This is a genomic window from Vibrio genomosp. F6, from assembly GCF_005146325.1.
Classification (GTDB): Bacteria; Pseudomonadota; Gammaproteobacteria; order Enterobacterales; family Vibrionaceae; genus Vibrio; species Vibrio cortegadensis.
The window spans coordinates 208,203-233,762 of the sequence record NZ_SYUT01000019.1; the positions used below are offsets into that span (position 1 = coordinate 208,203).

Consider the following 25,560-nt stretch of genomic DNA (forward strand, 5'->3'; position numbering starts at 1 on the left):
TTGCCCAATATCTCTTTGTATACATTACTCTCTCTTAATGAATTACAATATTGGAACGTTCTTTGCTTTTCATAAATTGTCGAATTAAGAAAAGCAGCACCGAAATCAGCTACAGAAACCTAAAGCAATATTTATACCCAACTGGTAATAATCGAATGAAAAAACTATTTTCTCTTATAATATCAACAACATTAGCACTACTATCTTCTTTTAGTGCCAATGCCTCTTGGTATGAAGTTACAGGTGTTGCCACTATTGTTTCGTCTGATGAGGTGGCAAGAGTCCATGCTTTGGAAGACGCTGTTTATCAGGCCGTCAATTTCTCGGGGGCAAATATCGGCAGTATCAGTGCTCTAAGACCATTCCTGGAAGAAAGTAGAAAGGAGTATCAGTTCACCAACCACGAAGTCCGTTACATTCTGATTGAATCTCAACGTTCTCGTGGCAATCAAATGGTGGTAAAAGCAAGAATTGATATCTACCCTTCGGCAAATGGTTGCCAGTCCAATCAATATAAGAAGACATTCTTAGTCGGAAATATTGACGTAGCGTCACCTCAACAAGCGGTTATGGGACAAATTTACCGAGTTGGTGATGATTTTAGCCACGTAGTTAATAGACAGCTTGATCAGGAATCTCGAAGCTTTATATCTGTCGGAACCACCGATTACGAAATAGATGCTAAGCGACCTGAAATGCTAAAAATGATCGCCCAAGATACTGGTGCTCAATATATTATTGGTGGTGTCATTACTGATTTAACGGCAACAATTGAATCTAAACTATTGCGTGATGATATTATCAACCGCCAATTTGCTCTCGAAATGCACATTTATGACGGTAAAACAGGTAATGAAGTCTACAACCGAAACTACCGTGAAGTAGCGAAATGGCCTTTTGCTAAAACCAGCCAAGTCGATACTCGTAGCGCTCGTTTCTGGGCATCCACCTACGGCGAAATGCTACTTAGAGTCAGCCGAAATATCATGCTAGATTTGGAATCTGAAGTGTCATGTAAAATCACCTTACCAGAAGTTGTGGCTGTATTTGGCAACACCATCACGATGGACTTAGGTCGTTTACATGGGGTTCAAGTAGGCGACAAACTCACCCTTTGGCACACTGGCTCTTTTATCGATCAACATGGGCTACCTCGAAATAAAGTATCGAAGAGTGACATTACACTAACGGTATCTCGCGTGTATGAAAATGAAGCGGAGCTCACCGTCGATCAGCCCAACCTTGCTGGAAGTATCCAAATTGGTGATGTTATGAACAAACAGCTATAAAAATCAGAACGAGTGCTTAACTTATTCATTTTATTGAGTATGATAAGCACCATGCTCCCGTGGCACAGCTGGATAGCGCGGCCCCCTCCTAAGGGGCAGGTCACAGGTTCGAATCCTGTCGGGAGCGCCATATAAAGAAAGGGCTAAGAAGTAGTGAACTTCTTAGCCCTTTTGTTTTTTGTCATTACACAAGCAATGTTTGAAATCTAGCGTTGGAACGACAACCCCAAACTTCTTGCTGTTTTCCAAGAAAGCTGGTTATCAAAATATAAACAACCTACTCGGCATTATCTTCCGTAAACGCGGCTTCAATTCTTTCAAGCTCTTGTTGCTCTTTTATTTTTAATTCTTCTTGAATCATTGCTCGGCGTTCTTTTAGATTTTTCTTCTCTGACTTAGTTAAAAATTTAACTGCTTTCTTATTGCCAAGCGCATACGCTACAACATCTTCACCTTTCTCTCTGCGCTCATTCACTCGTTGTGAAAAACGCTCATCGTCTCGTGCTTTTCTCTGTTCAGCATTTAACTTGCTCATCGCTTATATCCTCATTAGTTAATCGTGGTAGGTTTCACTACACTCAGTAAAACAAATGAGTTCTATTGCACATTCATATCGCTGATAGTGAGATCTTAGCATAATCCCCTCACTATCTTGCATTACATCTAACTACAACATACCTAAACAGGCAAAATTTCATTAACCACTACAAATTTCAGCTAATGTTGCTAGTCGACGTTTTGATTCCGAGACATATGGATTCGTCGTATCCCATGCATAACCAGCCAAAATAGAGCACACCATCTGCTTAATGTTAGAGTTCGCGTTTTGATAAAAAATGACATCTTGGAGCGCCCCTGAGTACCAACCTTCGACGTAATCTCTAAAGGTGTCGACTCCAACCATCAGAGGCTTCGCGTATTCTTCTTCCCAATTCACAGCCTGACCTGAAAGTTGTTTCACTACGCACTCAACCGCAAACTCAGCAGACTTCATGGCGATAGTCACACCAGAAGAGAAAACCGGATCTAAAAACTCTCCAGCATTTCCAAGCAAAGCATAACGCTCGGTGGCTAAATGTTTCACGTTAGCAGAATAACCACCAATCTCACCGACGTTATTGGGGTATTTAGCATCAACTAACAAAGTTGCTAAGCCGGGTTCTTCGAACGCTAATTGCTTAAGGGCTAACAAGTTATCTTCAGAGTATTGTTCAAAGAATGAAGGTTCTCCGACAACACCAAATGACGCCGTTCCATTAGAAAATGGAATCAACCAATACCACACGTCAGCATTCGTAGGATGTACAGAGATAAGAATCTTATTGCGATCGTAAGTCAGTTCATGCTTTCGCGGATCTATATTATCGATAATATGGGTAAAAATAGCTTTGCGCGATGGTAAGCATGACGGCTCTTCAAGCTTTAGCATCTTAGGTAAAACGCGACCAAAGCCACTGCCATCTAATACATATTCAGCTTCAATTTGGTAACGCTCACCACCGTCAACGGCAACGTCTAACAAAGCGTGTGTATCACTAAACGAAATGTCGACCAATTCATGTTGGTAACAAATTTCAACACCTTGTGCATTCGCTTCATCAGCTAAAATCTTGTCAAACGAGCCTCGCTGCACTTGATAAGTCGTACCTGGTCCTTTTGAGTATTTATCTTCGAAATCAAAAGCAGTGTAAATACCATTGTGTCTAAATGCCGCTCCATCTTTATATTGAAACCCGCCAGCAGAAACAGCAGAAGTCATCCCAGCTTTCTCAATAACTTCCATACACGCAGGAAGTAAGCTTTCCCCAATAGAAAAACGAGGAAACAGGTTTTTTTCTATCACACGTACATTAACTCCTTGAGCATGAAGTAATGCGGCAGCAACAGAGCCTGATGGCCCAGCTCCAATAATAACGACTTGAGCGGATATTTTATTCATTCTGTATACACCAGTTTCTGTTGTCTGTTGTCGATGCAAAAATAGTCAGGGAAGATAACTTTAAAGTTTGAAATATTAGGCTCTAAGCTCTAACAATGTATGACCTAAACCAATATCATCCGTTTGAGTGACAACTTCAAAACCTGCTTCTTTGACAATTTCTAGAAAATCTTCACACCGGTAAAAACGGCTATTTCCATTGGCTAAACAAGTAAAATACAGCGAGGTTGCATTTAAACTATAAGCTGCAGCTTCATACTTCTGAGCATCCCAAAACAGCTCCAAGATATAAACCTTTGAGTTTTCAGACATACTCGCACGCACTCGTTTTAGAATGCTTAGAATCTCCATCGGCGAAAAGCAATCAAGAAACTGACTCATCCACCATACATCACCGCCTTGAGGTAGTGTTTGCTGTTTATCCAGCATGTTGGCGGAAAATGGGTGAATACGATCAGAGAAACCATGCTCTTGCGCATTTTTCATTGCCATTTCAAGTTGCTGGGGCAAATCAACAATCGTCACTTCAACCTCAGAATTATAACGACAGCACTGCATTGCCCACTTTCCTGTATTCCCACCAATATCAATAATTGTTTTTGGAGGGTTACTAAAGATAGTTTCAAGCAGAATAGGAAATGAGCGGTCAGAATAAAAATGGTCAAAGTTAAACCAGCTCTCTTTTGCTTTCTCGGGCAGCGTCGATAGCCCTTGATAAATAGTATCCCAATCGCCTAGCTCTTTTAATCCCGCGGGAGTACCTTCTTGTATTGCTTCTGTTAAATGCATCATCGCGGCGTAACAAACATCTGCCGTAAAATCCATATTGGCTTTTGTCATACCATCATGAACGAGATAGTGCCCTAAATTTGCGAGTACATAATTAGGTTTATCCCACAATACGATATTGGCACTGATTGCCATATCAAGAAGAACTTTGATTCCATACTCAGAGACGCTTGTTTTTTCAGCGATCTCATCAACAGAAAGCCCTTTCCTGCCAGCTTCATCTAATTTTTCAAGTATTTTAAGGTCACGTAATGTACGAGCAGTATGGAAAACAATAGGAGCAAAAGAGAGCTTTTGAGCTTCCGTTTTTGCTTCAAAAGCATTGTATGGATCGATATTATTCTTTAACACGTAAAAGCCTAACTGTTAGTGGTGTTTGATTTATTTAGCGGCAGCCATCATAGACAATGATCTTTTTATATCTACATTTAAGTTATTGATCCAACGATTATAATTACGATGGATTTTTCCATTGTTAAATTTTAGGTTTTCTGATTCAACATAAAGAATTGAGTAAAAGTCATCATTATAAGGAATATCAACAACAGCACGGTGTGAACGTGCAAAATACTCAGCTCGCAAAAGGCCAGGTTTAATTTCAGTCACCACCCAATCACGCTTCGTTGCTGCTTCATAAATAGCAGATTTCACCTGTTTGCTTTGAAGATTATAAGCAACTGGAGTATCCTCAACATTCATTATGGGTTGAGTTCGACCACAACCTGCCAATAAAACAACAAAAAGCAACGATATGGCTATTTTTACTAATTTCATGAAACATCCTTAATTTAAACATTAGGTTATGTAAATATATTTGGATTATAGTATTTAGCTTTGCTCTTAATAAATCAATATTCTATGTCAAATCATTCGCAGTTAGTTTCATTCAACCTTCAATCTTGGGCTGGTCATTCGCTCGGGATTTCGACACCTGAGGGGTGGGAAGTATGGGCTAAAAATAAACAGTGGCCAGAAGATATTCAAATAGACACATCCAAAGTCCCTGCCATGATGCGTCGTAGAATGAGCTCTCAAAGTAAACTTGCGGTACAGACGGCTTTAACCGCCTTACAAAACAATGACATTGATTATCTTGTCTTTTCAAGCAGACATGGCGAGCTCCATCGCACCGCAGCACTCATAGAAAGTATACTTAATGGTGATGATGCCTCTCCAATGGCATTCTCACAATCGGTGCATAATACCGCAGCAGGGTTAACGACCATTGCCGCAAAAAAAACAATCCCACTATCTTCAATTGCTGCAGGTATAGATACCTTTCACTGCGCTATGCTGGATGCGATCATTTATTTAAGTGAGCACCCAACTCATAAAATATTAATTGTCGACTTTGATCAACCACTGCCCAATATTTATCAAGAATATGAGCAAGAGCACTTCAAAGATTATGCGGTCGGATTGATAATAACAGCAGGCAACTCTTATTATTTAACCAGAGAATCAACGAATACCATAAGTACTTCTGTATTCCCTCAGAGTCTAGATACCCTTGCGCATGTTATAAATAAATCAAACTCCTGGTCTATTGATGGAAATCGTCAGCAATGGATTTGGAGAAAAAGCATATGATTATTCTCAATCAATACTGGAGAATACTTGCTACTGGAATATGCTTCGGTATATTTGGCATCGGAGGGCTCATTGTCAGTTTTATTATTCTTCCTATCGTCCACTTGAGCATTCGCGATACAATCAAAAGGGAATTGAAAGTCCAAAGCATAATCCAAGCGACGTTTCATTTTTTTTGCCAAATAATGAAACACTCTGGTGCGATTGATTATAAAATATCGGGACTAGAGCAATTGCAGCAGGATAGGAACTGCATCATTGTTGCGAACCACCCCAGCTTAATTGACTACGTATTGTTAGCATCTCAACTAAAGCAGTGCGATTGCCTTGTGAAAGCGGCAATCTGGGAAAATCCATTTATTAAAAGAATCGTCAAAGCCGCAGGATATATTCCCAATGAATCTCCTGAGAATTTAATATCGACTTGTGAGCAGCGATTTGAACGAGGCCATATTTTGTTGGTTTTTCCTGAAGGCACCCGTACTGAGTCGAATGTTAAAACAAAGTTACAACGAGGGGCGGCACAAATAGCCGTGAGGACTCAAGTCGACTTAAGAGTGATACATATAACAGTGTCACCAAGCTTTCTAACCAAAGAGAAAAAATGGTATCAAGTGCCGCCAACAAAACCATTTTTTCATCTTGAAGTAAAAGAAAAAATCGAAACTGCACCGTTTATCGAAAGTGCAAACAATCTAACTTCTGCAGCGCGACTATTGAATCGTCATTTATCAGAGGTTATCTTTCCAAAATCATTAGAAAAAACATCATATAAGTAGGTTGCAATGGATACATTACATAACGAATTAAAACAGCTCATCATTGATGCTCTAAACCTAGAAGATATTGGCTTAGATGATATTGAAGTAAACGAACCACTATTTGGTGATGGCCTTGGTTTAGATTCAATTGACGCACTTGAACTTGGTTTAGCGATTAAAAAAAAATACAATATTGTTATTGATGCTGATGATTCCAATACGCGTGAACATTTTGCTTCTATTGTGAACCTTGCAAAGTACATTTCATCTCAAACTAATAACTAGACAGATATCGCTATGACAAACACAAACCAACAGGAAGTATTTAACCAAGTAAAAGATGCTTTGGTTGAACTATTTGAACTGGATGAAGCGGAGGTTACTCTTGAAGCTCATCTATACCAAGATCTAGACCTAGATAGCATTGATGCCGTTGATTTAGTCGTTCATTTACAGAATGTTACTGGGAAAAAAATCAAGCCCGATGAGTTCAAATCAGTGCGGACTGTCAATGATGTTGTTGAATCAGTAACCGCTCTTTTAAAGGACGCTTAAATGCCAAAATGGCTGACAGCATTGTCAGCACTCGTGATCTTTACTTATCCTTTGGCTGTCTATTTCGGTATTAATAAGTTTGGATTACAGGCTGTTGGCTTGCTACTAGGAATTATCTTTCTTATTCGCATTTTTACTGGTAGCCAAGCCAAAATTAAAGAACTGAAACACCTTGCCTGGATAAGCGGCAGTGCTGGTATCGTTTTACTGGTACTGGGAATAATGTTTAAACAACATGGATGGCTCACTTTTTATCCGGTGGTGGTGAGTCTTTGTATGCTGACAGTCTTTGCTTCTAGTTTGAAACAACCACAAACTATTATTGAACGCCTCGCTCGTTTACAGGAACCAGATTTACCTCAAAGTGGTATTATATATACTCGAACAGTAACGAAAGTGTGGTGTGTGTTTTTTATCATCAACGCTACGATTGCCTTCTACACCTGTTTTCAACCACTAGAGATCTGGACGCTCTATAACGGATTAATTAGCTATATTCTTGCTGGATGCTTATTTGCTTCAGAATGGATTATTCGACAGCAAGTAAAAAAAGGTTAACCACATGTCCTTTGATACCCCGTTAATTAACTCTTTATCTAATGTGTTAATTTCACAGAGAAATCCAATGTCCGTGGTTGCTTTCGATCCATTAACAAAGCTGCCAGATTCTCGTTATACTGACTGGCAAACGTTTCAATGTGATATAGCAAAACTTGCCTTTCAGCTTTTGCAGCAAGATGCCCAACGCTATGCGATCTGCATTCAAGACAGTTATTTATTCTCCGTTGCTTTTTTTGCTAGCCTATACGCCAACAAATCCATCGTTCTTCCTGGTAACTATCAACCAGCAGCTCTAGCTGAACTGACCCCTCACTTTGATTGCTTGATCGTAGATGAAGCAGTGGAAGCTCCAACAGGTATCACCTCGTTAAATATTGAGCAAAGGTTACGAAATAACTCTGGCTGCCATACTGAACTATCGCAGCTAAACCTTGATACCTTGAAGGTAACTCTATTTACTTCAGGTTCTAGTGGTACACCAAAAGCGATAGAAAAAAGCCTCAAACAACTTGATATTGAGATTGCACAGTTAGAGCAACTGTGGGGCGTCACTCTTGGTAAGAGTTGCATACATAGTACCGTTTCACACCAACATATTTATGGGTTACTTTTTAGAGTGCTTTGGCCTATTTGTAGTGAAAGAGCCTTTTCGCGACATGACCTAGAGTTCCCAGAGCAAGTCGTTACGAATGCGAAACTCAATACGACCCTTATAAGCAGTCCAGCATTGCTGAAACGTATGTCTATAGACCCTGTTCTTAACCCATTTTGTGCTATTTTTTCTTCAGGTGGTCCTTTAAGCTTTGACTCTGCGCAGCAAAATCATCAACGATTAGGTTTCCTTCCGATTGAAGTTTACGGCAGTACAGAGACCGGGGGGATCGCATTTCGTCAACAAATAGAACCTTCTACTCCTTGGACACTTTTTCCTTGCATTAACGTTCGTTTAAACCACGAAAATTGCCTTACACTACTATCGCCTTACATCGAACCACAAGGTTGGTATCAAACTTCTGATGAATGTGAGTTACTAGAAAATTCACAATTCGTTCTTAAAGGTCGTACTGATCGAGTAATAAAAATAGAAGAAAAGCGAGTATCTTTAGTCGAAGTAGAAAAACGCATTGAGCAGCTAAATTGGATTGATGAAAGCGTTGTCATACCATTTAACGAACCTGAACGTCTAATCTTAGCAGCCGTGCTCACGCTATCACTTGATGGGAAAAAAAAGCTAACAGAGATCGGCAAAGGGAAGTTCTGGTTGTTATTACGTGCAGAGCTAAGGCAATGGCTAGAACCAATTGCAATACCCCGACGATTTAGGATCGTTACTGAAATACCGTTAAACAGTCAAGGAAAGAGACTTAGGTCAGAGCTTGAAAAAATAGTACAAAATTAATCACTCATTAACATTATCGAAGTATCATGAAAAAAAGAAAACCAACAATATTGTCGCAAGAAAAGTCCGACAATCAAATAATACTAGAACTCCATGTTGATAGTGACATTACCGATTTTGAAGGCCACTTTGCTCACTTTTCCTTGCTACCAGGGGTAACTCAAATCGATTGGGCTCTGAATTACGCCATCGAATACCTGAACACCCCACCCACATTTAAAGGAATGGAAGTAATAAAATTTCAAGAACCTATACTTCCTAACTCGACAGTTTTTTTATCTCTTTCTTGGGATAAAAATAAACAAAAACTGATGTTTAGTTACCACTCCAAGAATAAAACAACTACCCACTCTTCAGGTAAAATGAGGCTGGGAGATAAAAGTGAGTAATTATCAACCTTGCTTCTTGATTCCTTGTTATAACCATGGCGACACCGTTCCTGCGGTAGTGGCATCATTAGTCGAGTTCGATTTTCCGATTATTGTGGTTGACGATGGAAGCCAACAAGCAACAAAAATAATATTAGAGCAAGAAGCACAAGCCGATCATGTTCACCTTGTCACCTTGAACCTTAATCAAGGAAAAGGTGGTGCAGTAATAGAAGGTATTCACTACGCAAGTCAGTTAGGGGCAAGTCATGCAATCCAGATTGATGCTGATGGTCAGCATGACTTACGAGCACTTCCTGAGTTAATTAGAGCCTCTCAGCAACATCCAGAAGATCTAATATCTGGCCAACCTATTTATGACTCTAGTGTACCTAAAGCTCGGTTATACGGCCGTTACATCACCCATATATGGGTTTGGATTGAAACATTATCGCTCATGATACAAGACAGCATGTGTGGTTTTCGCTCCTACCCTATAACGAGTACACTTGCCGCAATCGATAAATATAATATCGGGAAGCGAATGGATTTCGACACCGAGATAATGGTGCGAATGTATTGGGATGGCTGCAATATTGCCTACATAGATACACAAGTGATCTACCCTAAAAATGGTATTTCCCACTTTGACGCTCTGTGGGATAACCTTAAAATCAGCTGGATGCATACCAAGTTATTCTTCGGTATGCTCCCAAGAAGCCCAAAGCTAGCCGCGAGAACATGGGCTCGCCATTTCTCAGAGAAACATCTAATAAATGAAACCACAAGGGAAGCTAGTGAGCCGCATTGGTCTCGAACGAAAGAACGCGGCACGATTTTAGGGATAAAAGTACTATTAGGCCTTTATTCACTTTTAAAGCGCAGGACATTTAATGTCATCTTGCGTGGCGTTATTGGTTATTACCATTTGACGAGCACCAAAGCACGTCAATCTTCCGAATTGTATCTAAACCAACTGACCCAATACGCCAAACGTAAAGACATTGAACTTCCTTCCAATCTCAATTCATATCAACACTTGCTCTCTTTCGGGCATACCATGCTCGATAAATTGGCCGCTTGGAAAGGCGATTTTTCTGTCGATAACCTTACAATCCACGGGCAGGAACAATTTGAATCAATGGTAAAGAATGAGCAAGGCGTTCTCATTCTTGGATCTCACCTCGGTAATATAGAACTTTGCCGTGCTTTAAGTCGTCGACACTCGAATATAAAAATCAATGCGTTAGTATTTACAGAACATGCGCATCGGTTTAATCATGTGATGAAATCAGTAAACCCTAGTTCAGATTTAAATCTTATCCAAGTCAATACCATGGGGCCAGATACAGCAATTTTGTTACAACAGAAGCTTGAGCAAGGTGAGTGGGTTGTCATTGTTGGGGATCGAACCTCCACCAGCAAAGAAAGTCGTTCTATTTGGGCTGATTTTTTAGGGAAAAAAGCCCCTTTCCCACAAGGTCCATTCATGCTAGCTGCGGTGTTGAAAGCTCCTGTTTTTTTACTGTTTGGGCTTCGTGATGATAGCCAGACGAAACCTCACTTTAATGTCTATTTTGAACACTTCAGCGATAAGATCGTGCTGCCACGTAAAGAGCGTGCCCAAGCCTTAGAAAGCACAGTTCAAAATTACGCAAACCGTTTAGAACACTACACCCTGAAAGCTCCTCTTCAGTGGTATAACTTCTTTAATTTTTGGAAATTGAGTAACCAAAATCATGACAATTCAGAATCAAAATAACATCAAATTTGGTGCCGATCGCCTAACTATCGAAGATGTGGTAGCAATATCACAAGGTGCTAAAGCTGAAATGAACAGCGACGTAGCGTTTACCTCAAAGATAGATCGTGGAGTCGCATTTCTGGAGCGGCTATTAAAAGAGGAAGGTGTTATCTATGGTGTAACAACAGGTTATGGCGACTCTTGTACTGTTGCGATCCCACCCAATTTAGTTGATGAATTACCTCTACACTTAACTCGCTTTCACGGTTGTGGTTTAGGCGAAATTCTCAATCATGAACAGGCACGAGCAGTGTTGGCGACTCGATTATGCTCCCTGTCACAAGGCATGTCTGGAGTGACTCACGATCTGCTTAATCAGATTGTTACGCTGATCAATCATGATATTTCACCTAGGATCCCTCAGGAAGGGTCGGTCGGAGCAAGTGGTGACTTAACACCGCTTTCATATTTGGCCGCAGCACTTATTGGCGAGCGTGATGTCCTTTACAAAGGTGAAGTTCGTCCAACAAGTGACGTATATGCAGAGTTAGGCATTCAACCAATCAAGCTCAAGCCGAAAGAAGGGTTGGCCTTGATGAATGGTACATCAGTGATGACAGCATTGGCATGTATTGCGTATAAACGTGCCGAATATTTAGCTCAGCTTACGACCAAAATTACCGCTATGGTCTCGGTCGGTATGCAAGGTAACGACTTTCATTTCGATGAAGCTTTGTTTGCTGTAAAACCTCATCCTGGCCAGCAACAAATCGCAAAATGGTTACGAGATGATCTTCAAGCTGAACGTCCACCACGTAATAGCGACCGCTTACAAGACCGTTATTCTCTTCGTTGCGCCCCACATGTTATTGGTGTCGTTCAAGACTCACTGCCGTGGCTACGTCAAATGATCGAAAATGAACTCAATAGCGCCAATGACAATCCGATTATTGATGGCGATAATGAGCGTGTTTTACATGGCGGTCATTTCTACGGTGGTCATATTGCGATGGCTATGGATACATTAAAAACAGCGGTAGCAAACCTTGCTGATTTATTAGATCGCCAAATGGCCCAATTGATGGATTACAAATTCAACAACGGTTTACCTTTTAACCTAACGGGTGCGGAAGGGGAAAGAAAACCGATTAATCATGGCTTTAAAGCAGTACAAATCGGCATTTCAGCATGGACAGCCGAAGCGTTAAAACACACTATGCCTGCAAGCGTATTTTCACGTTCAACAGAATGTCACAATCAAGATAAGGTAAGCATGGGTACTATTGCGGCCCGCGATTGTATGCGCGTTTTACAGTTAACTGAGCAAGTAGCAGCTGCATCATTACTTGCTTCGACGCAAGCATTAGAACTACGTAAACGCCACAATGAGCTTGATGAGCATCATATGAGTGAAAACTTAAAGCTCATTCGTGATGCTGTTCTTGAAGAGTTCGATTTTGTGACAGAAGATCGTCCTTTAGAGCACGACCTCCGCCTATTCATCGAACGAATTCAAACTCAACATTGGTCGCTTTACAAATAAGGAATACGCTATGTCAGAAGTATTGTATCCATTACAAGTAGAAGTTGAGCTAATCACTTCATTTCAAGATGCCGACCCTATGGGTGTCATTTATCATGGCAACTTCTTTCGTTTTTTTGAAGAAGCTCGACGCGTTCTAATGGATAAGATTCAGTATAATTATCTGGATATGCAAGCTTCTGGCTATATGTGGCCGATCATTGATACTCGCGTAAAATATGTAAAAGCGATTCCATTCAATCATTCAATCCGTATTTCTGCACGTTTGACTGAATGGGAAAACCGCTTACGCGTTGACTACCAAATTCATGATGTAAAAACAGGTGCTCGAATGTGCAAAGCTCATACTACGCAAGTCGCTGTGGGTATTAAAGATCAAGAAATGTGCTTTGTTTCACCGACGATATTTACAAATAAAGTCACTCATTGGCACCAATATGGACACCTTCCATCATGAAGAAACATGTTTTTTTAGGATTATTGTTAGCACTTTCAAGTACAACCTCTTGTACCGTAAATGCTCAAATAGCAAATGCTCAAACAGCAATCGCCATTAATAGCTTAGAAGCACTAAAAGTTCAGCTTTCTAGCCACGACATTGTACGTGGAGATTTTTCTCAAGAGCGCTCAATGGAGATGTTTTCTGAACCTCTGTCTTCCCAAGGGCGCTTTATTTTAGACAAAAACAGCGGCTTACTATGGCACCAAACCTCTCCTTTCCCTGTGGATTTAGTTCTGACAAACAACAAACTGAGCCAAAGTTTTGCTAATCAGAAAGCTCAAGTGATCACACCAAAAGAAAATCCGATGGCTTTTTATTTTAGTCACATTTTCTTATCTGTATTTCATGGCAATACAGAACAATTAATGGGGCAGTTTGAACTCTCTTTTACCCCTCAAGAACAAGCTAAAAATACAATTTCGATGACACAATGGTCATTAATATTAATACCAAAAAATCCCCCTCTGAGTTCCGTATTTAAGTCAATCGTTTTACGGGGTCGACAAGATATTGAATCCATAGCCCTTGAAGAGGTTCGTGGCGATAAAACTGAAATCCAATTTAGTAACCAAACTCACCAACCAGAATTTTTGACCGATGCAGAACAAGCACAATTCCAGTTCTAAACTCGCCACTCTTTGGCTAGTTATTGTTGTCTTCTTTAGTGCGCTACTGTTTAAACAGTTGGCGCTATCAGTTTCATTGCCTATTGAAACCAATATTTTAAAACTGCTGCCTAAAAACCAACAAAACCCAACGGCAGAGAAAGCGTTCGAACAAGTCGCTGATAGCATGAGTAATAAGGTCATATTTGTACTCAGTAGTGACAATAACAACACTAAATCACTGTTTAATGCCACGAAAGCATTCGAACATCAATTACGTCAGCTTGATCTTTTTGCATCGATAAGCGGAAACATAGATCAATCAAAACAAGCAGAATGGGCTCAATTTTATCACCAGCATCGTTTTCAACTACTTACCGAACAGCAACAAAAGACTTTAAACGAAAGTCCTGAATCTCAGGTCACTAATGTTCTACAAGCGCTATATAACCCCTTTTCAGGTGTAACGAACGCAGAGTTAACCAGCGATCCTTTTCTGCTATTTAGAGGGTATTTAACGGAACTGACCTCCTTATCCGGCAATTTTTCACTTAAAGATGGCTACCTAAGCACTGAAAGTGAGGGGAAAACTCACCTGCTGGTCAGTGCCGATCTCAAAGAGTCACCCTACAGTCTTAACACACAAAACCTGTTACCACAGCTTACAACGATAGAGGAAACTATTAGCCAGCAATATGCTGTTAGCCTAATTCATACCGGAGTCCTATTCTATGCTGAATATGGCTCTCAAAGTGCGAAGTCAGAGATAAGTACTATTGGTTTAGGTTCACTTGTTGGGATCATAATCCTCGTTCTATTCGTATTCCGAAGTCCCCTGCCATTAGCTCTATCACTACTGTCCATTTCGACTGGTTTATTGGTGGCTTTAGCCATTACCATTGCGATTTTTGGTCAAGTTCACCTATTCAGTTTAGTTTTCGGTGCGAGCTTAATCGGCGTATCCATCGACTATTCATTTCACTTTCTAACCGACAGACTGGCTGCGGGATCAAAATGGAAAAGTTGGCAAGCTCTTAAGCATATTTTAACCGCCATTACTCTTGGTTTGCTCACGAGTTTAATTGGCTATTTAGGTTTGCTTATTGCTCCTTTTCCAGGGTTGCAACAACTGGCTTTATTTTCTGCTATCGGTTTAATCGCAGCTTATGCCAGTGTCGTATGTTGGTATCCAATATTAGCGGTATCTGCTAGTGGTAACATTACTTTACCGGGGTATGCCATTTGGCGCTGGTGGCTAAATTGCTGGACAAAACCCGCCATAAGTAAAGGGCTGCCTATTTCGATTTTTTGTTTCAGTTTAATCGGCTTAACTCAGGTCAATTACAATGATGACATTCGCCAACTTCAAGCCATGCCTGACGCATTAAAAACTCAAGAAGAGACAATATCCAAGCTGTCAGGGGTGAGCAACTCCCAAGAAATGCTATTAGTCACAGACTCCACTCGACAAGGCTTATTGGAAAAATTAAGTCAATTGAGCAAACCGCTAGAGCAACTAAAAGCTCAGCGAGTCATTAGCGGTTATCAAAGCTTAAGTCAGTACTTACCAACATTAAATCAGCAAGCGGCTAACTACCAATTAGTCAAAACACTTTACGCTCAACAAGCTAAACCATTAGCATCACGCCTTAGTTTTAATAAAGTGCCTGAAATTTCCGATTTCTCACCGATTTCGATCTCAGATTTCTTAGCTTCACCAGTGTCTGAACCGCTACGTTTTATGTGGCTCAAACCGATTAATGGACAGTTCGCTTCTGTCATTTTACTAAAAGGGGTAAGTCAGACTTCGGCAATTAAATCATGGGTAAAATCTGCAGACATTCAATACCTTAATAAAGCAGATGAAATCTCAGATCTGTTTGCTGACTATCGAATCAAAATTGCAGAGCTATTGATAGTAGTACTGGTTACTATTTGGGGGCTGTTAACTTGGCGTTACGGGTTATTACATAGCTTTAAGATCATATTGCCATCATTAATTGCAGGAGTAGCAGGCCTCGCAGTCACCTCATTAACGGGCTCCACAATCAATTTATTTAATCTATTGGCGTTAATTTTAATCTTAGGTATTGGGATTGATTACACTCTATTTTTTGCCGAGAAACAGAAGAGCGAAAGTACTCTATTGGCGATCAGTTTATCCGGAGCAACCACCTTACTCTCCTTTGGTTTGTTGGCTTTAAGTCAAACTCATGCGATCCATAGTTTTGGGATCACTGTGTTAACAGGGATTTTTGTTGCTTGGTTACTTTCTCCAATAGCAATTAATCCAAACACAGCGAAGTTAAAGAAAGCTACATCGCGTCATTTAGAGTAGGAATAACATGATATCTATTTACAAGTTTTGTCTTGGTGCAAGTTTGATTCTCGGGCTCTCGGCTTGCTCAATGCAACCCTTGACGTCATCAACCAGAGTTGAAATAGCTCCGAGTATCCAAGTTAACCTCCCCTTACCCCAAGAACTGGGATACTCACTCACAGCGAGCCAGCTTATTGGTGCGACTTGGCAACAAAATTCGAGTGAAGATTTAGATACATCAGCCATAAGTACGAGTAAAGAAACCAATCAGCAGCTTCCAGTTCAACTACAAGTTACTAAAGATAAAGTTGTACTCGCCGGCTTCTCCTCTTGGGGGACACGAATCTTATCTTTAACTTACTCTCAAAAGAGCATCAAAACGAGCGTGTTAGCTGGGTTAGAGGGCTCTTTGCCCAAACCAGAGCAAGTATTATTTAACTTAATGATTACGCTATGGCCATTAAATGCCTGGGAGCAACCACTAAATCAAGTGACCTGGAGAATGGTTGAGACCAATAACAGTCGTCGTGTGTATGATCAAAATGGTACTCTAGTAATCGATATTAATTATCACAGCACCCGAGATAAAGATGATTTACTCGAGAAAAATAAACTTAGCGGTGATATCGAATTCAACCACATTCAACTCGGTTATAAAATTCACATCCAAACTCTCAACTATACGACTCAATAAATCATGGAACGACAAACTTCTTCTAATCCCATTTTTATCCATGCGTGCGGCTTTCATTCCGCTCTTGGACAAGATACAGATAGCATTCATCAGAGGCTAATAGGGCAACACCAATCGAATATGGTGGAAGACCTGCACATTCTTAATTGCGGAGCCCCAACAATAATTGGACGTGTAAAAGAAGCGTTGCCAGATCTTCCGGTTTCTCTTACTCAGTTTGATACTCGTAACAACCGTCTCGCGTTATCCGCTCTTCTGCAAATCGAACCTGATATTCAACGTGCAATACGGAAGCATGGCCGTGATCGAGTCGCAGTTATTGTCGGGACTAGCACCTCAGGAATTGCTGATGGTGAATCGGCATTTGACCATAAAATCCAGAATGGTGAGTTTCCTGCTGACTATCATTACTCAAAGCAAGAGTTGGGTAATGCCAGCGAATTCATTAGTCGATACTTTGATATTTGCGGTCCCAATTATTCGATCTCAACAGCTTGCTCTTCAAGCGGACGCGTATTTCTCACAGCGAAGCGTTTACTAAATGCAGGTATAGTTGATGCTGTTATTGTCGGTGGCGTCGATAGCATTTGTCAGTTAACTCTTAATGGATTTAATGGATTAGAAGCACTATCAAACACACTTTGCCAACCGTTTTCAGCTAATAGAAACGGCATCAATATTGGTGAAGCGGCGGCCTTTATGTTGCTAAGTAAATCACCGGGTCACTCGGGAAGTTCGATCGCGTTACTTGGCGCAGGAGACAGTTCAGATGCTCATCATATTTCTGCACCGCATCCTGAAGGAAATGGTGCGGAACAAGCAATGAAAAAAGCACTTTCCGATGCTAATTTAACACCTGATGATATTGGTTACATCAATGCTCATGGTACGGCAACACTATTAAATGACAGCATGGAAAGCAAAGCGATTCATCGTATTTTTGGTCATCACACACAAGTAAGTTCGACAAAACCATTAACGGGCCATACATTAGGAGCCGCAAGCGCCGTAGAAGCCGCGATTGCTTGGCATATCTTACGTTATGACCTACCGTTACCCATTCAATTGATTGAAAATAAAGCCAAAGATATACAAATTAAATTAGTAGAAAACAAACAGTTTCTTAAACAAAAAGCCATTCTAAGTAACTCTTTTGCTTTTGGTGGTAATAATATTAGCCTCATCTTTGGTGTCATCCATGATTGATAAATTGAAAACTGATCCTTTAGCATCTCTTCATACCATGCCTACAATGGATCAGTTACTTCCCCACTCTGCGCCCATGATCTTGGTTGACCGTGCGATTAGTGTTGAGAGTGAATCCATCCATTGCCAAGTAGACATAGGGGATCATTGTCTATTTTTCAATCCAGAAACCCAAACGACTCCAGCTTATGTCGGCATTGAGTTTATGGCACAATCAGTTGCCGCTTGGTCTGGCTACCATGCTCGTTTAAAAGGCGAAGAGCCTCCCATTGGATTTCTGCTTGGAAGCCGACGCTATCAAACTCACTGTGATGAATTTAAACAGGGCCAGACTCTCGATATCTATGCGGAACAGTTAATGGAAGACAACGGAATGGCTGTATTTACCGCCAAGCTAGAGTACCAAGGAAAACTAATGGCGCAATGTCAGCTCAATGTTTATGTACCTAGTGAGCAGAAATTAAAAGAAATGAAACTAAGGAACCATCCATGATTCGAAATGTATTAGTAACCGGTGCAAGCAAAGGTATCGGACAGGCTATCGCTATTCAGTTAGCAAAGGATGGATTTACTATTGCTGTTCACTATATGGGTGATAAGCAAGGTGCAGAAGAAACCCTCCACACCATTCAAACCAATGGCGGTAATGGCCATTTGATTCAATTTGACATCAGTAATCGAGCTGAATGCCGCAACCAACTTGAAGCCGACATCGCAACACACGGCGCTTATTATGGTATCGTCAACAATGCAGGCATCACGCGTGACACTGCATTTCCAGCGATGACAGAAGATGAATGGGATGGCGTTATTCATACCAACCTAGACAGCTTCTACAATGTCCTTCACCCATGCGTTATGCCCATGGTACAAAAACGTAAAGGTGGCCGAATCATCACCCTTGCCTCCGTTTCTGGCATCATGGGAAACCGCGGCCAAACTAATTACAGCGCAGCCAAGGCGGGAGTGATAGGTGCAACCAAGTCCCTTGCTTTAGAGCTTGCAAAACGAAAAATCACCGTCAATTGCGTTGCGCCAGGGTTGATTGATACCGGAATGGTTGATGACCATGTAAAAGAACATGCTTTACCACAAATTCCTTTACGCCGTATGGGTGACCCAAAAGAAGTTGCGGGATTAATTAGTTATTTAATGTCTGATATTGCCGCTTATACCACCCGCCAAGTTATTTCTGTCAATGGAGGTTTAGTATGACCCGCCGTGTTGTTATTACAGGTATGTCCGGTGTTACCGCATTTGGTAACGATTGGGAAAGTGTCGAACCAAAGCTACGCGCTTGCGAAAATGCCACTCAATATATGCCAACCTTTGAGCAATATGATGGGCTCAACACTAAGCTAGCAGCACCTATTGATGACTTCGAATTACCCAAGCATTACAAACGTAAGCAAGTCCGTGGTATGGGTAGAGTATCTCACCTAGCAACCGTCGCCACAGAAAATGCACTGAATAGCGCAGGGTTAATTGGTCACGACATTTTAACCAATGGTGAAACAGGCATCGCCTATGGTTCATCTACAGGAAGCACACCAGCGATCGGAGCCTTTGGTGTCATGCTAAACGAAAAAACAACCAAAGCGATTACCGCCACGACTTACGTACAAATGATGCCTCACACCACAGCGGTAAATGTTGGGTTATTTTTTGGCTTAAAAGGTCGCGTCATTCCAACTAGCAGTGCGTGTACATCTGGTAGTCAGGCTATTGGCTATGCTTTTGAGGCGATCAAACATGGCTATCAAACCGTCATGGTTGCTGGCGGTGGTGAAGAACTGTGTCCAACTGAATCTGCTGTTTTTGATACTTTATTTGCTACAAGCTTAAAAAATGACAATCCCAAAACTTCTCCCAGCCCTTACGACAGTGAACGAGATGGACTCGTCATCGGTGAAGGTGCAGGAACATTAGTTCTCGAAGAATATGAGCATGCTCTCGCTCGTGGCGCGAAAATCTACGCCGAATTAGTAGGCTTTGCCAGTAACTGTGATGCAGCTCATGTGACCCAACCGCAAATGGAAACCATGCAAATCTGCATGGAAAAAGCACTCAAAAATGCTCAGCTCTCTCCAGAAAAAATTGGCTATATCTCTGCGCATGGTACAGCGACTGATAAAGGTGATATTGCAGAAAGCAACGCAACGGCCAACATCTTTGGTAAAGTGCCAATCAGCTCATTGAAGAGCTACTTTGGACATACTCTTGGAGCTTGTGGTGCGATTGAAGCTTGGTTGAGCCTAGAGATGATGCATTCAGGTTGGTTTAGCCCAACACTTAATTTAAACAATGTTGATACTCGTTGCGGGGATTTAGACTACATTTCCGATAACGGTCGAAATTTAAATGTTGAGTACATAATGAGTAACAACTTCGCTTTTGGTGGCATCAATACATCGTTGATATTCAAAAAGCATTAACCACACATTTAGATTTAAACGGACGTTGAGTTACAATCATAAAACCTCTTATGCACCAAGAGTAATAACTCAACGTTCGCCGATTCTCAAACTTGTATCACCTTCTCAATTTTTCTTTCCTATACTCAATTGATACTTCTACTTTTAGACGTTACCTCTTACAATTAACAAAACTGTAAATAATAAAGCCTTATGAAGAAAAGCAATCTAGAAACCAGTACAGGTCATCGCTTTATCTCACAGAGCAAGACCGCCTTTAAAATTCATATTCATACACCTGATGATACGGTGGTGCACCGCTCTGTAGGTTTCATCAAAATTGGTGAGAAAGCTGGGTTAAAGAAAGCCATCGCATTACGCAATGAACTTGGTAAAGAGATGTGGGGAAAATTTTGGGGGAAATTACTCAAAGATCCTTACTTGATGACTCGTCTCCCTCATAATTTAGAACCAAGTATTGTCTACAAACCAAGCCCAACACTGGCGGATCCAGATCATCGCGATGCTTGTTATATAGCAAAGTGGCGTGAATTATGTGATGACGGGAAATACCGCTATCGCACCAAAGTATGCTCTATCAATAAACATGGAAAACTTGCCGCTTATACACAAACGAAAAAAGCACTACTGGTGGCACACAAAGATAACTTGAAGATTCTTGAATTTATGGGCCGACTGCACAGTATTGATTTGAAATAACGGTTAGCTAAGATTCAAAACGCTCCAAGATTTAAGACCAACTAACAATCAAAAAAAAGCCTCACAACGATAAGTTATGAGGCTTTTTATGTTTTGGTTACTGCTTAAACTTATTGAGCGTTCGCTTCACGTTCAGCAATAAACTCTAGAGCCATCTTGATACGAGCAATCACGCGCTCTTTACCAACAAGCTCCATTACCGCATCAACAGAAGGAGACTGACCGCCACCTGTTACTGCTACGCGAAGTGGCATACCAATTTTGCCCATGCCGATTTCTAGCTCTTCACATACCGCTGCAATCACACCATCTTTGATGTTTGCTGTTGTGAAGTCTTCTAGCGCTTCCACTTTTGCCAAAGCAAGTTCTAGTGGGCCTTTCGCTACACCGCGTAGATGTTTCTTCGCAGCGCCCGCTTCAAACTCAGAGAAATCTTCGTAGAAGTAACGAGATTGCTCAGCTAATTCCACCAATGTATTACAACGCTCACCCACTAGCGTGATCACGTCTGTAATAGCAGGACCGTTTTCGGTGTTGATGTTTAGATTATCTAAGTGCCATTGCAGGTATTTTGCAACATACTCAGGTTCAGACGTTTTGATGTAATGGTTGTTCAACCAAAGTAACTTATCAGTATTGAACGCTGAAGCTGATTTGCTTACCGCTTCAAGAGTAAATAAGTTAATCATCTCTTCTTGAGAGAAAATTTCTTGGTCACCGTGAGACCAGCCTAAACGAACAAGGTAGTTGTTCAGTGCATTTGGCAAGTAGCCTTCATCACGGTATTGCATAACAGATACAGCACCGTGGCGTTTAGACAGTTTTGCACCATCATCACCAAGGATCATTGCACAGTGAGCAAAAGTCGGAACTGGTGCGCCCAATGCGTTGTAAATGTTGATTTGACGTGGTGTGTTGTTGATGTGATCTTCACCACGAACAACGTTAGTAATGCCCATATCCCAATCATCAACAACCACTACGAAGTTGTACGTTGGAGCACCGTCTGTACGGCGAATAATAAGATCATCTAACTGGCTGTTTGCAATTTCAATGCGGCCACGGATCTGATCATCAAAAACAACCGAACCTTCTTTAGGGTTACGGAAACGGATAACACATGGCTCATCGCCCGTTGCTGCTGCATTTGCTGCAACAATTTTAGGGTGGTTAGCATCGTAGCGAGCCATCTCTTTGTTTGCTTCTTGCTCTGCACGAATTTCGTCTAGCAACTCTTTAGAAGCGTAACATTTGTATGCTTTGTCTTCTGCAAGTAGCTGTTCTACGACTTCGTTGTAACGGTCGAAACGCTTAGATTGGAAGTAAGGACCTTCATTCCACTCTAAACCCATCCACTGCATTCCTTCAAGGATCGCATCTACCGCTTCTTGAGAGTTACGCTCTAAGTCAGTGTCTTCGATACGTAAAACGAACTCACCGCCTTGGTTTTTAGCATAAAGCCAAGAGTACAATGCAGTACGTGCACCACCAACGTGAAGATAGCCAGTAGGGCTAGGAGCAAAACGAGTTTTAACCGTCATTTGATTTCCTTAGGAATAAATGGGTAGCGAGACTTCAGTTAGCTCACTACGAGTACAAGGATTTAAAGTGGCGACATTTTACCACCCTAAAGCAAATCTACAATGATCGTGCTGTTTTAAATTTCTTATCCTCCATCATCATTGTGACTGTTTTTCTAACCAATCTCTTTTTTTGTCATCAAACATTGACCTTACCCTTAAGGTAAGGTTTATCTTAATCGTGTGTCTTACCATTAAGGTTGTCTCATGAACCACTATACCCTTCCGCTTCATGGATTAAATTGCATGGGGTGCGCGAATAAAGTCAAACGAGCATTAGTAGAGCACTCTGAAAGCACTGTCATTGATATCAGCCCGACAATGCTTGAGGTAGACACGCCACTTTCGCTGACCGATATTATCAATACAGTAGAATCACTCGGCTACCATGCTGGGGATAAGGTTCAATTCTCTCTATCGGGATTAAATTGTGGCCGCTGTGTAAAGAAGCTCAGTCAACACCTTGAGCAGCACCCTCATATTGGTGTCTTCTCTGTCACGACAACCGAATTAACGTTAGTGACCGACCTGAAATCACAGCAAATTATCGACTTAGTCGCATCTGTAGGTTACCAAGCGTCTCCTCTTCTTGAGTCAGAAGCCTCAGACAAGCAAACTGTCGCCGATGAGCAATCAATCGCTGAGAAAGTCATCAAGCCAACACCATTAGCAAGTGATGATTTAATAGCAGAACCTCATTCAGACGCGCCACCAGCAAAGGCCCAATCCAATCACAGTTATCATTTATTACTGCAAGGCTTAACTTGTGCAAGTTGTGTCTCTTCAGTCGAGAAAGCTTGTCTCTCTGTCGAAGCGGTATCACACGTTCAGATTAATCTTGCTGAGCAGAGTGCATTAGTTTTCTCGGTATCCGAGCAAGAGGTGATTCAAACACCTTTAATTGCTGCGATAGAAGCGGCTGGCTATCACGCTGAATTTGTTCATTCTCCTGAAATCCAGCAGCAAAAACAGCTTGAGCAACAACAAGAAGAACAGAAAATATACCGCAAAAATGCGATCACAGCGCTGCTACTCGGTGCACCTCTGATGCTTTGGGGAGTGCTAGGCGGCAACATGATGATCCGTACGACTCACGATCAACTGATTTGGGGAATGGTTGGGCTACTCTGCTTATGGTTACTCGCCACATCAGGGAAACACTTTTTCATCAATGCTTGGAAGTCGGTCTTACATAAACGGGCGACAATGGACACCTTGGTTGCGCTCGGTACTGGTGCTGCTTGGCTCTACTCCATATTTGTCGTGCTCATTCCAGATTGGTTTCCGATAGCCTCTCGTCATGTCTATTTCGAAGCCAGTGCAATGATCATCGGGTTAATTTCACTTGGTCACTATATTGAAGCAAAAGCAAAAGCTCGCACCACTCAATCTCTACAAGCGCTAATCAACCTTCAACCGCAGCAAGCAACGCTGGTTAACAATGGCTCAGAACAGAGCATTGCAGTGGAAGCGATCCAACTTGGGATGCTGTTAAGAATTAGACCCGGTGAAAAGGTGCCCGTCGATGGAAAAGTGGTCGATGGTGAATCTTATCTTGATGAGTCAATGCTGACAGGTGAACCGGTTCCAGCCGTCAAAGCTCTTGGTGATGCACTCTCTGCGGGTACTATCAATGGTGATGGCAGCCTCGTCATGGAAGCGACAGGCGTTGGCAGCGATACCATGCTCGCCCGTATTATTCAAATGGTACGTCAAGCACAAAGCAGTAAACCAGCCATTGCCAAACTTGCTGACTCTATCTCTGCGGTGTTTGTCCCTGTAGTCGTTACTATTGCGGTGCTCTCTGCGCTTATCTGGTTTTGGGTCGGCCCAGATCCTAAAGCGAGCTACATGTTAGTCGTCGCAACAACCGTTCTAATCATTGCCTGTCCTTGCGCTTTAGGTCTCGCGACACCGCTTTCGGTGACCGTCGGCGTTGGTAAAGCAGCAGAACTAGGAATATTAATTAAAGATGCTAATGTTCTACAATCTGCCAGTAAGATTAATACGGTGGTGTTTGATAAGACAGGAACGTTAACTCAAGGAAAACCTAGCGTCCAACGACTGTTTTCGTTCAACATTGAAGATAATGATTTGCTCACCCTCGCCTACTCTGCCGAGCGTCATTCAGAGCATCCATTAGCGAAAGCGGTATGCCAATATGCTCAAGAGCGGCACTTAGAACCTTTGGTACATAGCCAATTTAGCAACCTGCGTGGGAAAGGGATCCAAGCCACAATCAATAGCAAGGATATTATCATCGCATCACTTCAGCATGCCGAAACGCTCAACGCCGATCTTTCCGAAGCAAAGCATGCTATTTCTCAATGTAAAAAGTCTGCATGGACGCCCGTTGTCGTCATTATCGATAACCAGCTCAGCGGCATTATCGCCATTTCAGATCCAATTAAACCCGATGCGAAACTCGCCATTACTCAATTAAAGCAAGCTGGTATTCGCACCGTAATGCTCACAGGAGACAGCCAACACGTCGCAAAAGCTATTGCTGACGAGCTCGGCCTTGATCATGTTATCGCGCAAGTTTTGCCTGATGAGAAAGCGCAGCATATCGAACAGCTACAACGTAATAACGGAATTGTCGCTATGGTCGGTGATGGTATCAATGATGCACCCGCTTTAGCTCAAGCTGATGTCGGAATTGCCATGGGAAGTGGCAGTGATGTCGCCATAGAGAGTGCACAAATGACGCTACTAAACTCATCCCCAATCGCAGTACTAAATGCCATTGAACTGTCTAAAGCTACCGTTCGAAATATGCAACAGAACTTATTTGGTGCCTTTGTTTATAACTCGCTAGGTATTCCAATCGCCGCTGGTGTTTTATATCCATTTTTTGGCTTCTTACTTAGCCCTGTCGTTGCAGGTGCAGCGATGGCGCTATCTTCAATTACCGTGGTGAGTAACGCAAATCGCTTGCGTCTGTTCAAACCACAAACTCACGACACAAATCGATAAGGTGT

General features: G+C 41.7%; 25 protein-coding genes and 1 tRNA gene. 21 read left to right on the forward strand and 5 right to left on the reverse strand.

Annotated elements, in window-relative coordinates:
* Window positions 1-155 precede the first annotated feature (155 nt).
* Together FCV43_RS06655 and FCV43_RS06660 are read left to right on the forward strand one after the other, a co-directional pair.
* Window positions 156-1,289 carry a flagellar assembly protein FlgT gene (locus FCV43_RS06655; RefSeq protein WP_029203445.1) on the forward strand — a complete coding sequence of 378 codons (1,134 nt, stop codon included), beginning with the start codon at window positions 156-158 and terminating at the stop codon, window positions 1,287-1,289.
* Window positions 1,290-1,342: 53 nt separating this feature from the next.
* Window positions 1,343-1,419 (forward strand) — tRNA-Arg (locus FCV43_RS06660).
* Window positions 1,420-1,566: 147 nt separating this feature from the next.
* Here FCV43_RS06660 and FCV43_RS06665 read toward each other — a convergent pair.
* The 4 genes from FCV43_RS06665 to FCV43_RS06680 all read right to left on the reverse strand — a co-directional run bounded on the left by FCV43_RS06665 (window position 1,567) and on the right by FCV43_RS06680 (window position 4,791).
* Complete coding sequence (locus FCV43_RS06665) at window positions 1,567-1,824, reverse strand: DNA polymerase III subunit epsilon (RefSeq protein ID WP_113795363.1); 258 nt, start codon at window positions 1,822-1,824, stop codon at window positions 1,567-1,569.
* Window positions 1,825-1,986: 162 nt separating this feature from the next.
* Window positions 1,987-3,228, reverse strand: a complete 1,242-nt coding sequence (locus FCV43_RS06670) for an NAD(P)/FAD-dependent oxidoreductase (RefSeq protein ID WP_136994409.1) — start codon at window positions 3,226-3,228, stop codon at window positions 1,987-1,989.
* Window positions 3,229-3,303: 75 nt separating this feature from the next.
* Window positions 3,304-4,368 carry a methyltransferase gene (locus tag FCV43_RS06675; protein ID WP_136994411.1) on the reverse strand — a complete coding sequence of 355 codons (1,065 nt, stop codon included), beginning with the start codon at window positions 4,366-4,368 and terminating at the stop codon, window positions 3,304-3,306.
* Window positions 4,369-4,398: 30 nt separating this feature from the next.
* Window positions 4,399-4,791, reverse strand: coding sequence for a hypothetical protein (locus tag FCV43_RS06680; RefSeq protein WP_136994413.1), 393 nt, complete (start codon window positions 4,789-4,791; stop codon window positions 4,399-4,401).
* A gap of 84 nt (window positions 4,792-4,875) precedes the next feature.
* Here FCV43_RS06680 and FCV43_RS06685 point away from each other — a divergent pair, with 84 nt between their 5' ends.
* The 18 genes from FCV43_RS06685 (at window position 4,876) to FCV43_RS06770 (ending at window position 20,999) form a co-directional block, all read left to right on the forward strand.
* Window positions 4,876-5,607, forward strand: coding sequence for a beta-ketoacyl synthase chain length factor (locus tag FCV43_RS06685; protein WP_136994415.1), 732 nt, complete (start codon window positions 4,876-4,878; stop codon window positions 5,605-5,607).
* A complete protein-coding gene (locus FCV43_RS06690; RefSeq protein WP_136994487.1) occupies window positions 5,604-6,386 on the forward strand; it encodes a lysophospholipid acyltransferase family protein in 783 nt (260 codons plus the stop codon). The genes FCV43_RS06685 and FCV43_RS06690 overlap by 4 nt, the downstream gene beginning before the upstream one ends.
* A gap of 6 nt (window positions 6,387-6,392) precedes the next feature.
* Complete coding sequence (locus FCV43_RS06695) at window positions 6,393-6,653, forward strand: phosphopantetheine-binding protein (protein WP_136994417.1); 261 nt, start codon at window positions 6,393-6,395, stop codon at window positions 6,651-6,653.
* A 12-nt stretch (window positions 6,654-6,665) separates the two neighbouring features.
* Window positions 6,666-6,923, forward strand: a complete 258-nt coding sequence (locus FCV43_RS06700) for an acyl carrier protein (protein WP_136994419.1) — start codon at window positions 6,666-6,668, stop codon at window positions 6,921-6,923.
* Window positions 6,924-7,481, forward strand: coding sequence for a hypothetical protein (locus FCV43_RS06705; protein WP_136994420.1), 558 nt, complete (start codon window positions 6,924-6,926; stop codon window positions 7,479-7,481).
* Between the two features lie 4 nt (window positions 7,482-7,485).
* Window positions 7,486-8,883 carry an AMP-binding protein gene (locus tag FCV43_RS06710; protein WP_136994422.1) on the forward strand — a complete coding sequence of 466 codons (1,398 nt, stop codon included), beginning with the start codon at window positions 7,486-7,488 and terminating at the stop codon, window positions 8,881-8,883.
* A 26-nt stretch (window positions 8,884-8,909) separates the two neighbouring features.
* Entirely contained in the window at window positions 8,910-9,272 is a 363-nt protein-coding gene (locus FCV43_RS06715) for a 3-hydroxyacyl-ACP dehydratase (RefSeq protein ID WP_136994424.1), read from the forward strand.
* On the forward strand, window positions 9,259-11,013 hold the full coding sequence (locus tag FCV43_RS06720; RefSeq protein WP_136994426.1) for a glycosyltransferase family 2 protein: 1,755 nt from the start codon (window positions 9,259-9,261) through the stop codon (window positions 11,011-11,013). Before FCV43_RS06715 ends, FCV43_RS06720 begins: the two co-directional genes overlap by 14 nt.
* Window positions 10,991-12,538: an HAL/PAL/TAL family ammonia-lyase gene (locus tag FCV43_RS06725; protein WP_136994428.1), complete on the forward strand. Its 1,548-nt coding sequence runs from the start codon at window positions 10,991-10,993 to the stop codon at window positions 12,536-12,538. Before FCV43_RS06720 ends, FCV43_RS06725 begins: the two co-directional genes overlap by 23 nt.
* 10 nt (window positions 12,539-12,548) lie before the next feature.
* A complete protein-coding gene (locus FCV43_RS06730; protein WP_136994429.1) occupies window positions 12,549-12,995 on the forward strand; it encodes an acyl-CoA thioesterase in 447 nt (148 codons plus the stop codon).
* Window positions 12,992-13,666 (forward strand): LolA family protein, encoded by a 675-nt coding sequence (locus tag FCV43_RS06735; RefSeq protein WP_136994431.1) that lies wholly within the window; start codon window positions 12,992-12,994, stop codon window positions 13,664-13,666. The genes FCV43_RS06730 and FCV43_RS06735 overlap by 4 nt, the downstream gene beginning before the upstream one ends.
* Window positions 13,638-15,983, forward strand: a complete 2,346-nt coding sequence (locus FCV43_RS06740) for an MMPL family transporter (protein WP_136994433.1) — start codon at window positions 13,638-13,640, stop codon at window positions 15,981-15,983. The genes FCV43_RS06735 and FCV43_RS06740 overlap by 29 nt, the downstream gene beginning before the upstream one ends.
* Window positions 15,984-15,990: 7 nt before the next feature.
* On the forward strand, window positions 15,991-16,659 hold the full coding sequence (locus tag FCV43_RS06745) for a DUF3261 domain-containing protein (protein ID WP_136994435.1): 669 nt from the start codon (window positions 15,991-15,993) through the stop codon (window positions 16,657-16,659).
* A gap of 3 nt (window positions 16,660-16,662) precedes the next feature.
* Entirely contained in the window at window positions 16,663-17,865 is a 1,203-nt protein-coding gene (locus FCV43_RS06750; protein ID WP_136994436.1) for a beta-ketoacyl-[acyl-carrier-protein] synthase family protein, read from the forward strand.
* A gap of 37 nt (window positions 17,866-17,902) precedes the next feature.
* Window positions 17,903-18,358 (forward strand): hotdog family protein, encoded by a 456-nt coding sequence (locus tag FCV43_RS06755; RefSeq protein WP_431188284.1) that lies wholly within the window; start codon window positions 17,903-17,905, stop codon window positions 18,356-18,358.
* Window positions 18,355-19,080 carry a 3-ketoacyl-ACP reductase FabG2 gene (locus tag FCV43_RS06760; protein ID WP_136994440.1) on the forward strand — a complete coding sequence of 242 codons (726 nt, stop codon included), beginning with the start codon at window positions 18,355-18,357 and terminating at the stop codon, window positions 19,078-19,080. Before FCV43_RS06755 ends, FCV43_RS06760 begins: the two co-directional genes overlap by 4 nt.
* Window positions 19,077-20,300: a beta-ketoacyl-ACP synthase gene (locus tag FCV43_RS06765; RefSeq protein WP_136994442.1), complete on the forward strand. Its 1,224-nt coding sequence runs from the start codon at window positions 19,077-19,079 to the stop codon at window positions 20,298-20,300. The genes FCV43_RS06760 and FCV43_RS06765 overlap by 4 nt, the downstream gene beginning before the upstream one ends.
* Window positions 20,301-20,492: 192 nt before the next feature.
* Window positions 20,493-20,999: a Fe3+-citrate ABC transporter substrate-binding protein gene (locus FCV43_RS06770; RefSeq protein ID WP_136994444.1), complete on the forward strand. Its 507-nt coding sequence runs from the start codon at window positions 20,493-20,495 to the stop codon at window positions 20,997-20,999.
* Between the two features lie 110 nt (window positions 21,000-21,109).
* Here the strand turns inward: FCV43_RS06770 and gltX are convergent, their stop codons facing one another.
* Window positions 21,110-22,540, reverse strand: coding sequence for a glutamate--tRNA ligase (gene gltX / locus FCV43_RS06775; RefSeq protein WP_017053317.1), 1,431 nt, complete (start codon window positions 22,538-22,540; stop codon window positions 21,110-21,112).
* 246 nt (window positions 22,541-22,786) lie between these two features.
* On the opposite strand from gltX, the gene FCV43_RS06780 reads away from it, so the two are divergent.
* The gene (locus tag FCV43_RS06780; RefSeq protein WP_170961613.1) at window positions 22,787-25,555 is read left to right on the forward strand and encodes a heavy metal translocating P-type ATPase; all 2,769 of its coding nucleotides are present in this window, start codon (window positions 22,787-22,789) and stop codon (window positions 25,553-25,555) included.
* Window positions 25,556-25,560 lie beyond the last annotated feature (5 nt).

Excerpts from the sequence above, each read along its gene's own strand:
- FCV43_RS06655 (WP_029203445.1), top strand. The coding sequence starts at position 156 with ATGAAAAAACTATTTTCTCTTATAATATCAACAACATTAGCACTACTA.
- FCV43_RS06665 (WP_113795363.1), bottom strand. The coding sequence starts at position 1,824 with ATGAGCAAGTTAAATGCTGAACAGAGAAAAGCACGAGACGATGAGCGT.
- FCV43_RS06670 (WP_136994409.1), bottom strand. The coding sequence starts at position 3,228 with ATGAATAAAATATCCGCTCAAGTCGTTATTATTGGAGCTGGGCCATCA.
- FCV43_RS06680 (WP_136994413.1), bottom strand. The coding sequence starts at position 4,791 with ATGAAATTAGTAAAAATAGCCATATCGTTGCTTTTTGTTGTTTTATTG.
- FCV43_RS06685 (WP_136994415.1), top strand. The coding sequence starts at position 4,876 with ATGTCAAATCATTCGCAGTTAGTTTCATTCAACCTTCAATCTTGGGCT.
- FCV43_RS06690 (WP_136994487.1), top strand. The coding sequence starts at position 5,604 with ATGATTATTCTCAATCAATACTGGAGAATACTTGCTACTGGAATATGC.
- FCV43_RS06695 (WP_136994417.1), top strand. The coding sequence starts at position 6,393 with ATGGATACATTACATAACGAATTAAAACAGCTCATCATTGATGCTCTA.
- FCV43_RS06700 (WP_136994419.1), top strand. The coding sequence starts at position 6,666 with ATGACAAACACAAACCAACAGGAAGTATTTAACCAAGTAAAAGATGCT.
- FCV43_RS06705 (WP_136994420.1), top strand. The coding sequence starts at position 6,924 with ATGCCAAAATGGCTGACAGCATTGTCAGCACTCGTGATCTTTACTTAT.
- FCV43_RS06710 (WP_136994422.1), top strand. The coding sequence starts at position 7,486 with ATGTCCTTTGATACCCCGTTAATTAACTCTTTATCTAATGTGTTAATT.
- FCV43_RS06715 (WP_136994424.1), top strand. The coding sequence starts at position 8,910 with ATGAAAAAAAGAAAACCAACAATATTGTCGCAAGAAAAGTCCGACAAT.
- FCV43_RS06725 (WP_136994428.1), top strand. The coding sequence starts at position 10,991 with ATGACAATTCAGAATCAAAATAACATCAAATTTGGTGCCGATCGCCTA.
- FCV43_RS06730 (WP_136994429.1), top strand. The coding sequence starts at position 12,549 with ATGTCAGAAGTATTGTATCCATTACAAGTAGAAGTTGAGCTAATCACT.
- FCV43_RS06735 (WP_136994431.1), top strand. The coding sequence starts at position 12,992 with ATGAAGAAACATGTTTTTTTAGGATTATTGTTAGCACTTTCAAGTACA.
- FCV43_RS06740 (WP_136994433.1), top strand. The coding sequence starts at position 13,638 with ATGCAGAACAAGCACAATTCCAGTTCTAAACTCGCCACTCTTTGGCTA.
- FCV43_RS06745 (WP_136994435.1), top strand. The coding sequence starts at position 15,991 with ATGATATCTATTTACAAGTTTTGTCTTGGTGCAAGTTTGATTCTCGGG.
- FCV43_RS06750 (WP_136994436.1), top strand. The coding sequence starts at position 16,663 with ATGGAACGACAAACTTCTTCTAATCCCATTTTTATCCATGCGTGCGGC.
- FCV43_RS06755 (WP_431188284.1), top strand. The coding sequence starts at position 17,903 with ATGCCTACAATGGATCAGTTACTTCCCCACTCTGCGCCCATGATCTTG.
- FCV43_RS06760 (WP_136994440.1), top strand. The coding sequence starts at position 18,355 with ATGATTCGAAATGTATTAGTAACCGGTGCAAGCAAAGGTATCGGACAG.
- FCV43_RS06765 (WP_136994442.1), top strand. The coding sequence starts at position 19,077 with ATGACCCGCCGTGTTGTTATTACAGGTATGTCCGGTGTTACCGCATTT.
- FCV43_RS06770 (WP_136994444.1), top strand. The coding sequence starts at position 20,493 with ATGAAGAAAAGCAATCTAGAAACCAGTACAGGTCATCGCTTTATCTCA.
- gltX (WP_017053317.1), bottom strand. The coding sequence starts at position 22,540 with ATGACGGTTAAAACTCGTTTTGCTCCTAGCCCTACTGGCTATCTTCAC.
- FCV43_RS06780 (WP_170961613.1), top strand. The coding sequence starts at position 22,787 with ATGAACCACTATACCCTTCCGCTTCATGGATTAAATTGCATGGGGTGC.